This is a genomic window from Bradyrhizobium sp. 132 (assembly GCF_023074185.1).
Classification (GTDB): domain Bacteria; phylum Pseudomonadota; class Alphaproteobacteria; order Rhizobiales; family Xanthobacteraceae; genus Bradyrhizobium.
This window is the reverse complement of sequence record NZ_JADPKY010000103.1, coordinates 73051-82685: the sequence shown is the minus strand read 5'-3', so window position 1 is coordinate 82685 and position 9635 is coordinate 73051. Positions and strand designations below refer to the sequence as shown.

Annotated in this window: 10 protein-coding genes; 5 read left to right on the top strand and 5 right to left on the bottom strand. The window is 64.4% G+C overall.

Annotated elements, in window-relative coordinates; translation table 11 throughout:
* Positions 1 to 12 precede the first annotated feature (12 nt).
* On the top strand, positions 13 to 1395 hold the full coding sequence (locus IVA74_RS20640; protein ID WP_247347695.1) for an MBOAT family O-acyltransferase: 1383 nt from the start codon (positions 13 to 15) through the stop codon (positions 1393 to 1395).
* A complete protein-coding gene (locus IVA74_RS20635) occupies positions 1370 to 2383 on the top strand; it encodes a hypothetical protein (protein WP_247347693.1) in 1014 nt (337 codons plus the stop codon). The genes IVA74_RS20640 and IVA74_RS20635 overlap by 26 nt, the downstream gene beginning before the upstream one ends.
* Positions 2384 to 2389: 6 nt before the next feature.
* Here the strand turns inward: IVA74_RS20635 and IVA74_RS20630 are convergent, their stop codons facing one another.
* Both IVA74_RS20630 and IVA74_RS20625 read right to left on the bottom strand, forming a co-directional pair.
* Entirely contained in the window at positions 2390 to 4090 is a 1701-nt protein-coding gene (locus IVA74_RS20630) for a fatty acyl-AMP ligase (RefSeq protein ID WP_247347691.1), read from the bottom strand.
* A 26-nt stretch (positions 4091 to 4116) separates the two neighbouring features.
* Positions 4117 to 4371 carry an acyl carrier protein gene (locus tag IVA74_RS20625; protein WP_247347689.1) on the bottom strand — a complete coding sequence of 85 codons (255 nt, stop codon included), beginning with the start codon at positions 4369 to 4371 and terminating at the stop codon, positions 4117 to 4119.
* 315 nt (positions 4372 to 4686) lie between these two features.
* On the opposite strand from IVA74_RS20625, the gene IVA74_RS20620 reads away from it, so the two are divergent.
* Entirely contained in the window at positions 4687 to 5457 is a 771-nt protein-coding gene (locus tag IVA74_RS20620) for a hypothetical protein (RefSeq protein ID WP_247347686.1), read from the top strand.
* A gap of 2 nt (positions 5458 to 5459) precedes the next feature.
* Here the strand turns inward: IVA74_RS20620 and IVA74_RS20615 are convergent, their stop codons facing one another.
* Positions 5460 to 6242, bottom strand: coding sequence for a L,D-transpeptidase (locus IVA74_RS20615; RefSeq protein ID WP_247347684.1), 783 nt, complete (start codon positions 6240 to 6242; stop codon positions 5460 to 5462).
* Between the two features lie 315 nt (positions 6243 to 6557).
* On the opposite strand from IVA74_RS20615, the gene IVA74_RS20610 reads away from it, so the two are divergent.
* A complete protein-coding gene (locus tag IVA74_RS20610; protein WP_247347869.1) occupies positions 6558 to 6881 on the top strand; it encodes a hypothetical protein in 324 nt (107 codons plus the stop codon).
* Positions 6882 to 6927: 46 nt separating this feature from the next.
* Here IVA74_RS20610 and IVA74_RS20605 read toward each other — a convergent pair whose 3' ends face one another.
* Together IVA74_RS20605 and IVA74_RS20600 are read right to left on the bottom strand one after the other, a co-directional pair.
* Positions 6928 to 7689 (bottom strand): ABC transporter permease, encoded by a 762-nt coding sequence (locus IVA74_RS20605; RefSeq protein ID WP_247347682.1) that lies wholly within the window; start codon positions 7687 to 7689, stop codon positions 6928 to 6930.
* Positions 7686 to 8609 (bottom strand): ABC transporter ATP-binding protein, encoded by a 924-nt coding sequence (locus tag IVA74_RS20600; RefSeq protein ID WP_247347679.1) that lies wholly within the window; start codon positions 8607 to 8609, stop codon positions 7686 to 7688. The genes IVA74_RS20605 and IVA74_RS20600 overlap by 4 nt, the downstream gene beginning before the upstream one ends.
* A 288-nt stretch (positions 8610 to 8897) precedes the next feature.
* Here IVA74_RS20600 and IVA74_RS20595 point away from each other — a divergent pair, with 288 nt between their 5' ends.
* Entirely contained in the window at positions 8898 to 9614 is a 717-nt protein-coding gene (locus IVA74_RS20595; protein WP_247347676.1) for a hypothetical protein, read from the top strand.
* Positions 9615 to 9635: the final 21 nt, after the last annotated feature.

The following is a 9635-nucleotide window of genomic DNA, read 5'->3' as shown; positions in this document are numbered from 1 at the left end:
AGCTTTGAACCGATGCTGTTCAACGACTATCCCTTTCTCTTGGTCTTCCTGCCGGCGGCGCTGCTGACCTACCGCCTGGCCGATCCCTATCCGCATTTGCGCATCGGCGTGCAGGTCGCGCTGTCGCTCGCCTTCTATGCCTGGGGCAGCCCGTCCTTCATCCTGCTCCTGATCGGCTCGATCGCGATCAATTGGCTTGCCTCGGTCGCCTATGGGCGCGTGAAGTGGCCGACGCTGCTGACGCTCGTGATCGTGCTCGATCTCGCGGTGCTGGCGCTGTTCAAATACGCCAACTTCCTTCTCGCCAATCTCGGCCTCGTGCTCGGTATGACGCTGCCGGCGCTCGACATCGGGCTGCCGCTCGGCATCTCCTTCTTCACCTTCCACCACATCATGTATCTGGTCGATCTGAAGCGCGGCAGGGCGCCGCTCTATGCGCTCGACCGCTACGCGCTCTACATCGCCTTCTTCCCGCAGGCGATCGCCGGCCCCCTGGCGCGCTGGTCGGAGGTGATGCATCAGTTCGGCAGGCAGGTCTACGTGCCGGGCTGGCAGCGTCAGTTCTGCGTCGCGACCTGCTTCATTGCGATCGGCCTGTTCGAGAAAGTCGTGATCGCCGACGGCATCGCGCATCTGCTCGATCCCATCTACACCCAGGCAGCGAACGGGCCGCTCCCGAGCGGCGATGCCTGGCTCGCCTTCTGCTTCTCCTTCCAGATCCTGTTCGATTTCTCCGGCTATTCCGACATCGCGATCGGCCTTGGCCTGCTGTTCGGCGTGCAGCTGCCGTACAATTTCAATGCGCCGCTGCGCTCGACCAACATCCAGGATTTCTGGCAGCGCTGGCACATCACCCTGATGCTGTTCCTGCGCGATTACGTGTTCTATCCGCTGGTCAATCTGCGCCTGCTGCCGCGGCGCTGGCTTCCCGTCCAGTTTTTCGCCGCGATGATGATCACTATGGCGCTGTGCGGCCTCTGGCACGGCGCGAGTTGGACCTTCGTGCTGTGGGGCGTGCTGCACGGGCTTGCGCTGGTCGCCTGCACGCTGTGGCGCCGCTATGGCCCGGATTTGCCGTCATCGCTCGGCTGGGCGCTTACCGTGCTGTTCGTGCTCGCGACCGGCGTGATCTTCCGTGCGGGATCGGTGGAAGCGGCCTGGCATGTCTTTGCCGGACTGGTTTCGCCGCTGCCGCTCGCGCGCGGAAAGCATTTGTGGCCGCTGATTGCAGCGCCGCTCTTCGCCTTCCTGCTGCCGGCGAGCCAGGACATCGTGGCGGTGCTCACGCGCCGTCCCAATCCGTGGCTCGCGGGTCTGCTCGGTCTTGGGCTATTCGCATTGCTGCTCCACATGGGTGGTCGGGATCTCCATGACTTCGTCTACTTCAAGTTCTGAGACCGACCCCGGCTGGGGCCGGAGCCTGCTCGCGTGCCTGGGCACGCTGATCGGCGCTGCGCTGCTGGTGCTCGCACTGATGGTGGCGGTCGATCCCTATGACAGCGGCAAGCTCGGCCTGCTCGGCATCGACGGCGTCGACAATCGGCTCACCCAAATCACGGCCGCGAGCCGCGCCAGGAATCCGGATTTCAATGCTGCGATCCTGGGCAATTCGACAGCGCAGATGATCGAGCCGACGGAATTGTCGCGTGCGACCGGCCTGCGATTCGTGCAGCTCTACATGACCGGCGCGTTTCCCCGCCAGGAGCTTGCGGTGCTGGAGTTCTTCCTCCGCAATCACCGGGAGGTCGGCGCACTGGTGATCGTGGCCGACCCCGGCTGGTGCGAGCATGCGCGGGCGAAGGAGGTGGGCGGCGTCCCGTTTCCCGACTGGCTCTATGACAGAAGCGTCGTCACTTACGCTGCCCGTCTGATCTCCTGGCAGGCGATCGAGCAGGCTTTTCAACGGATCAGTATCGGGCTCGGCCGGCGACCACGGATGAACCCCGACGGCTTTGTCAGCTACGAGGATATCTGGCCGCCGGGCCAATTCAAGGAAGTCGGCTGGCCCAGGGATCCGGCGCCGTCCTTGTCCGCCAAGATGCGGGCGACATTTCCCGAGATCGCTGTGCTGGCACATACCGTCAGGACATTGCCGGCCGATGTGCCCGTCGTGATCATCGTGCCGCCGACCCTCGCAACCACGGTGCCGAAGCCCGGGACAGAAACCGCCCTGGAGCGCAGCGCCTGCGACGCCGCGCTGAAACAGGTGGTCGCGGGCCGGCCGCGCAGCAATTTCATCAGCTATCGCGTCGACAACGATCTCACGCGCGACCGCTCCAATTTTGCCGACTTCATCCACTACCGCGCAATCCACGCGCGTAAGCTCGAGCAGGGAATCGCAGCGAGCCTGCGCGACGGGGAGGGTGCGAAGATCGATTTCTGAGCCGGCTCAGCCGATCCCCTCGAAGCCACCGTCGAGCCAGAGCCTGCGCGCCAGCTTGCGCTGGATCTTGCCGCTGGTGGTCTTCGGCAGCGCGCCGGGACGGATCAGCGCGATGTGGCGCGCGGAGAGCTCGTGGTGGTCGGCGACAGCCTCGCGGACCAGGCCCTTGATCGCATCGGTGTCGATCGAGTGGCGCGCGGTGCGCTCGATCTCCTGGACGATGACGAGCGTCTCTTCGCCGCTCTCGTCCTGCACCGAGAACGCCGCGCCGCAGTTTTCGCGCAAAGCTCCGTCGAGCGATTGCACGGTGCGCTCGACGTCCTGCGGATAATGGTTGATGCCGCGGATGATGATGAGGTCCTTGATCCGACCCGTGACGAACAGTTCGCCTGTGACGTCGACGAAGCCGAGGTCGCCTGTGCGCAGCCACGGCCCGCCTTCGCCGGCAATCTGCGCATTGAGCCCCTCGCGCGTCGCCTCGTCGTTGCGCCAATAGGCGCGGGCAATATTGGCGCCATTCACCCATATCTCACCGACGCGGTCGGCGGGCAGGCGTGTGCGGTCGTCCGCGTCCACGATGGCGATCCGCTCGCCGGTGAGTGCGCGCCCGCAGCCGACGGCGGCTTGCGTGTCTTCCGCATCGGAAGGCGTCTCCGCCGCGTGCGCCTGAAGCGCCGTGCGGCTCACGCTGCGTGTGACATGACCGTCGCCGCGGTGTCCGCCGGAAATCAGGAGCGTCGCTTCCGCCATGCCGTAGGCGGGATACATCGCGCGCGGATCGAAGCCGTGCGGCGCGAATGTCTGGATGAACCGTTCGATGGTTCCCGCATGCACCGGCTCTGCGCCGTTCAGCGCGATCCTGAGCGAGGACAGGTCGATGCCCTCCATCTGATCGGCGCGGAAGCGGTTGACGCAGAGGTCGAAGCCGAAGTTCGGGCTGCACGCGACTTCCGCGCGATAGTGCGAGATCGCGCGCAGCCAGCCGAGCGGCCGCTGCATGAACGCGTTCGGCGCCATCAGCACGCAGGTCGCGCCGACATAGAGTGCTTGCAGCGCGTTCAGGATCAGCCCCATGTCGTGATAGAGCGGCACCCAATTGACGTAAGTCGATTGCCGGGTGTTGCCGAGCGCGATCCGGATCATCTCGAGATTGGCGAGCAGATTGGCATGGCTCACCATCACGCCTTTGGGCTCGGAGGTAGAGCCGGAGGTATATTGCAGGAAGGCGGTGTCGTCAGGCGCCGGCTCGGGAAGTTCGAATGTCTCACCGTCGGCCACGGCGAGATCGGCCTCGATCCAGCGAATGTTCTCCTGCGCGAAGCGTGCTCTCAGTTCACCACGGAGCGCGACGGCCGAATTGGTCAGCGCCAGCGCCGGCGTGCAATTGGCGAGGATGGCGGCGCTGGCATCGCGCGCGCTGTTTCGCCGCGGCATCATCATCGGCACGGCGATGATGCCGGCCATCAGGCAGCCGAAGAACGCCACCATGAATTCGATGCCCGGCGGAAACACCAGGATGGCGCGGTCGCCGGGCCGTGCGGCCGCGGTCAGGCGCGACGCAAGCGTAGATGCGGAGTCATGCAGCTGGCGGAAGGTGAGCACAGCTTCCTCCGTCCCGCGATCGGAGACGAAGACATAGGCACGGTCGTCGGCCTGCTCCGCCGCACGCCGGGCCAGCAGTGCCACCAGCGAGCGGAAGGTTTCCATGTGGATTGCGGCGGCTTCAGCCGCCCTCAGGCGGCGGGGCGGATTGCACGCTTGTCAGCGAGAAATCGCGACAAGGCCTCAACGGTCGGATGGTCGTAAAAGTCGTCCGTCGACAGTTCGAGGTCGAGCTTCTCCTCGAGTTCCATCATCAGGTAGACCAACATCGCCGAATCGAGGCCGAGACGATTGAATTTTGTGCCGATGTCAACTCGGTCCCTCGAAATTCGCAGGATATTCGCCAGGGCGGTAACGCAGAAATCCGAAATCTGCTCGCGTGTCATGTCATGTCCCAGAAACAATCAGAATGACAATACGGGCGACCTACTGGTTGTCAATTTGGCCGGAACGCCGCAGCGTTGAAGGTTGGGGACTGTTGCTTTCCTGCGTCGTCCGAGTGCTCAATCCGTGCACAGGCTGGCGCGATTTCCGTGCTTGGGCTCGTTTGCGAGGCGCTTCTGTCCCCGCGGTTCTTGTCGGATCCTGCCTGCGTCCATCCAGCGCGGCAGTGATTTGATTCGGCGAGGGCGGTTGACGACGGCCGCGGAGGGCCGAAACTGGCCGCCAAGAAAAAATGATCGGCACCGGGTGCAACCCACATGCGGCATATGTTCATCGCGATCATGGCGGTTCTTATGGCCGGGCAGGCGGCAGCCAAGGATGTGCTTTCGGGTGCGAGCCTCTATGAAGACGTGACGCGTTATGCGTCCTTCGGTCTGCACCGGTTCGGTTCGCCCGGCGATCGCGCCACCGGCGAGTGGATCGCCGCTGAGCTCAAGGCCGCCGGATTCGAGGTCAGATCCCAGCCCGTCGTGCTTGGCTGCGTGTGCGAACGTGGCCCCGGCATTGCCAACTTCCTTGCGCTGGCGCGCACGGTCGCTGCCGAAAAATGGCCGGCGCATGTCGTCTTCATCGCGACCGCCGGCCATGAGATCGGCCATGAGATCGGCCATGGCGGCATGGAGCTGTTCCTGAAGAACGGAGCGCCCGCGCCGAAGGAAACACTGGCGTGGATTCACTTCGGCTCATCGAACGCCTGCTACGCCTTCGCGGAGGGCGCCCGCACCGATCGGCCTGAGGAGGAGCGTTATCTCGTGCTGAGCAAATCCGCCGTCGCGCTGACTGACGAAGCCTTCGCCAAGGTCGATGCAAAACGGCTGGTGACGGAGAAGCAGGCGGTCGGCGAACTGCGCGATGTGCATGCGGCGGGCTACGCCAATTTCCTCGGCATGGCCGGCCGCCATCGGACTTTCCACACGCCGTCGGACGATCTCCCCGCGACCGGGCCCGAGCTCCTCGAGCCGGTCGCCCGTGCCTTCGTCCAAGCTGCGCGAAAAATCGTCGAGCGCGGCAACGCCGCGTTCAGATAACGTCAGTTCTGATAGTAATAGCCGCGCGGCTGATAAACCTGCCGGGGCTGCGGCTGGTAGTAGTTGCCCTGCTGGCCGTTGCCCTGATTGTAGTATTGCTGCGGCTGTTGCTGATAGACCTGCGCGTCGTAGAGCGGGCGGCTCGTCGCGCGCGGCGCGGGATAGCGCGCGCCGTTGTCGCTGCCGTCGGCGGGATAGATGTAATTGTCGTCCTGCGGCATGTAGCGGCGGGCGGGTGCGGCCGGCGGCGTCAGGTTCACGGGATCGCCTGATGTGGCGTACTGCTCTTCGGCGGGTTGCGGCGCGCGGGCCACCGCTGTGGGGTTGCGGCCGCGCGGATTGCGCGCAAGCGCCACCTGCGCCGATCCTGTCAGCGTCACCGTTGTGTTGAGCACGCCCTGCTGCTGCACCAGCGCGTAGAGCGTCGTGGCATTCTGGCGCGACAGCCGTACGCAGCCGTGGGAGGCGGGCGAGCCGAGCCGGCCGACCGAGTCCGTGCCGTGGATGGCATGCCCGACCTTGGTGAAGAAGATCGCGTGCGGCATCGGCGCGTCGTCGAATTCCTTGGAGTAGTGATCCTCTTCCATGCGGAAGGTGCGGAACGCGCCGTTTGGCGTCTCGCGCGAGGGGATGCCTGTCGACACCGGCCAGTGGTAGCGGGCGACGCCGTCGACGGCGACGGTCATCTGCTGATTGTCCTTGTCGATGGTGATCTCGACCTTGGCTTGCGCGGTGCCCGCGGTCAAAAGCATCAGCGAGGTGAAAACAATAAAAAACGAACGCATCTGACTTCTGGCCTCCGGCCTGTTCACGCTAGGCGCCGCGGCTCTCCGTCCCCGGCGTGCACTATGCCTGCAATCCGGCTTTCGTTCCAGCGGCCTGCCTCGCCCATCGTTAACGGGACGCCCGGCGTAAGCAAGGCCGCTTTGTGCCGCAAAGCCAGCGGCGGTGCTGACATTTTCGCGAGCGGGGATGCGTTCACAACGCCGACAATTCGTCACAATGGCGCAACCATTTGGCCGCTCGGTGCGTTGACTGTGGCCACGCTCGACTGGCGGCGCCCGCCGCCGTTACCCTTTATATTTTCCTTGGGATTGAAGATGAACAAAGCCCGCATCGCCGCCGCGTCATTGCCGGCGGGTCTGCCCCTCCGCCTGCTGCTCGCAGCCGCCGCCATCCTCCTCGCGCTATTGTCGCTGCCGCAAGCTGGCCACGCCCAGGGTATCGTGCGCGGCGCCCAGGAAGGCTCCTATGAAGGCAATCGTATTGCCGGCCCGGTGGGCGGTGCAGTCGGAGGCGTCGTCGGCGCCGGTGTCGGCGGTGCCGTTGGCGCGGTCGAGGGTGTGTTCGGCATTCCCCATCGCGGCCATCGACGCTGCCGCGGCTATTACGACGGGTACCACCGCTTCCACTGCTATCGGTAGCCGCTGGCAATTCCGAGGCGCGCGCGCCCCGGAATGACGGCCAGGGTCAATTCTTCAACCGATATCCCGTCCGGAAAATCCACCAGATCAGGACCAGGCAGATCATCAGGAACGCCGTCGTCATGCCGACGCTGACAGACACGCTGACATCGGCGATCTCGTAAAAGCTCCAGCGGAAGCCGGAGATCAGATAAACGACCGGATTGAGCAGCGCCACCGTGCGCCAGGCGGACGGCAGCATGTCGATGGAATAGAAGCTGCCGCCGAGGAAGGTCAGCGGCGTCACCACCAGCATCGGGATCATCTGCAGCTTTTCGAAGCCGTCGGCCCAGATGCCGATGATGAAACCGAACAGGCTGAACGTCACCGCCGTCAGCACCAGGAAGGCCAGCATCCAGACCGGATGATGGATGTGCAGCGGCACGAACAGGCCGGCCGTGGCGAGGATGATCAGGCCGAGGATGATCGACTTGGTCGCGGCCGCGCCGACATAGCCGAGCACGATCTCGAAATAGGAGATCGGCGCCGACAGGATCTCGTAGATCGTGCCGGTGAATTTCGGGAAGTAGATGCCGAACGAGGCGTTGGCGATGCTCTGCGTCAGCACCGAGAGCATGATCAGGCCCGGCACGATGAAGGTGCCGTAGCTGACGCCCTCGACCTGGCTGATGCGCGAGCCGATCGCGGCGCCGAACACCACGAAATACAGCGAGGTCGAGACCACCGGAGAGACGATGCTTTGCAGCAGCGTGCGCCAGGTGCGCGCCATTTCGAACAGATAGATGGCGCGGACGGCCCGGTAGTTCATGACGCCCTCACGAGGTCGACGAAGATGTCCTCGAGCGACGATTGGGTCGTGTCGAGATCGTTGAAGCGGATGCCGGCGGTGCGGAGGTCGCCGAGCAGGCTGGTGATGCCGGTACGCTCGCCCTTGGTGTCGTAGTCGTAGACCAGCGTCGCGCCGCCATCGCAGAGGTCGAGCTCGTAATGGCCAAGGCTCTCCGGCAGCGCATCGAGCTTGCCTTGCAGATGCAGCGTCAGCCGCTTCTTGCCGAGCTTCTGCATCAAGGTGGCCTTGTCCTCGACCAGCACGATCTCACCCTTGTTGATGACGCCGATGCGGTCGGCCATCTCCTCGGCTTCCTCGATGTAATGCGTGGTCAGGATGATGGTGACGCCGGATTGCTGAAGCGTGCGCACCACTTCCCACATGCCCTTGCGCAGCTCGACGTCGACGCCGGCGGTGGGCTCGTCCAGGAACAGGATCTGCGGCTCGTGCGACAGCGCTTTCGCGATCATCACGCGGCGCTTCATGCCGCCGGAGAGCGTGATGATCTTGCTGTCCTTCTTGTCCCACAGCGAGAGGTCCTTCAGCACCTTCTCGATATGCGCAGGATTCTTCGGCTTGCCGAACAGGCCGCGGGAGAAGCTCACGGTCGCCCAGACGCTCTCGAAGGCGTCGGTATGCAATTCCTGCGGCACCAGCCCGATCAGCGAACGCGCCTTGCGATAGGAGGTCTGAATGTTCTCGCCGCCGACCAGAACCTTGCCTTCGCTCGGATTGGCGATGCCGCAGATGATCGAGATCAGCGTGGTCTTGCCCGCGCCGTTGGGACCGAGCAATGCGAAGATTTCGCCGGGCTTGATGTCGAGATTGACGTTGTTGAGCGCCTTGAAGCCGGACCCATAGGTCTTCGACAAATTGGCGACGGAAATGATGGAGGACATGATGGCCGCAAGTCTGAGGGGCTGAATGCTGGGGAGGGGAGGCTGGAACCAGCCGGGAAGGGCGGGTCAGCGGAGCCCTCAGATAGGAATGCCCTTGCCCGGCTGCAATTGCCGAGAGAAAAATGGTCTCAAAGCAGGCCCTTCCGTGGCAGGTTTCGGGCAAGTGTTGCGCGATGGTCACGGCTTGCTGCTAAGATCGTCGTTCACGCGGCTCTTTGTTGCGTCTGCGAGCAGGCCATGGCTACGATTCCGGCCAATCGCGAAGCGTATTCCCCGGGGAAAAGATCGATGAGACCGAACGGCCGTCACACCGCCGGCACCAGCCAGTTGTCTGCTCTCCGTGTGTGGGCGATGAGCCTGCTCCTGCTGTCAGCTGTTGCCATGAGCCCGACCACCGCCCACGCGGCTCCGAGCCAGTCCGCGGCCGCGACCACGCATGTCTACCTGCTCCGCGGCGTGCTCAACATCTTCTCGCTCGGGCTCGATACGATCGGCGCCCGGCTCCAGGCGCAGGGCATCCCGGTGACCGTCTCGAACTTTGTGTCCTGGTCCTCGCTCGCGGATGAAGCCGCCATCGCCTACAAGGCCGGGCGGCTCAAGACCATCGTGCTGGTCGGGCACTCCTCCGGCGCGACCGCGCTGCCGGACATGATCGCCAAGCTCAACCGTCTTGGCGTTCCCGTGAAGCTCGCGATCGGGCTCGACTCCGTGTTCAAGACCAAGCTCTCGACCGGCGCGGAGCGTTACATCAACATCTACATCGGCGACGGCCCCGGCGAACCGGTGAAGCGCGCGGACGGTTTCCGCGGCAAGCTCGACAATGTCGACGTCCGCGGGTCCGGCGTCGGCCACATCTCGATCGACAAGAACGAGGCGATCCAGCGCCGCGTGATTGCCGAGATCGACGCCGCAATCATGCACTCGCGCGCACCTGCTCCGGTTGCCGAGCCCGGCAGGCCCAGGCCGGCACGGTCGGCGGCGGCAATGGCTCCGGCCAGGAACTAGCGCGTTTTCGAGCGAAGTGCG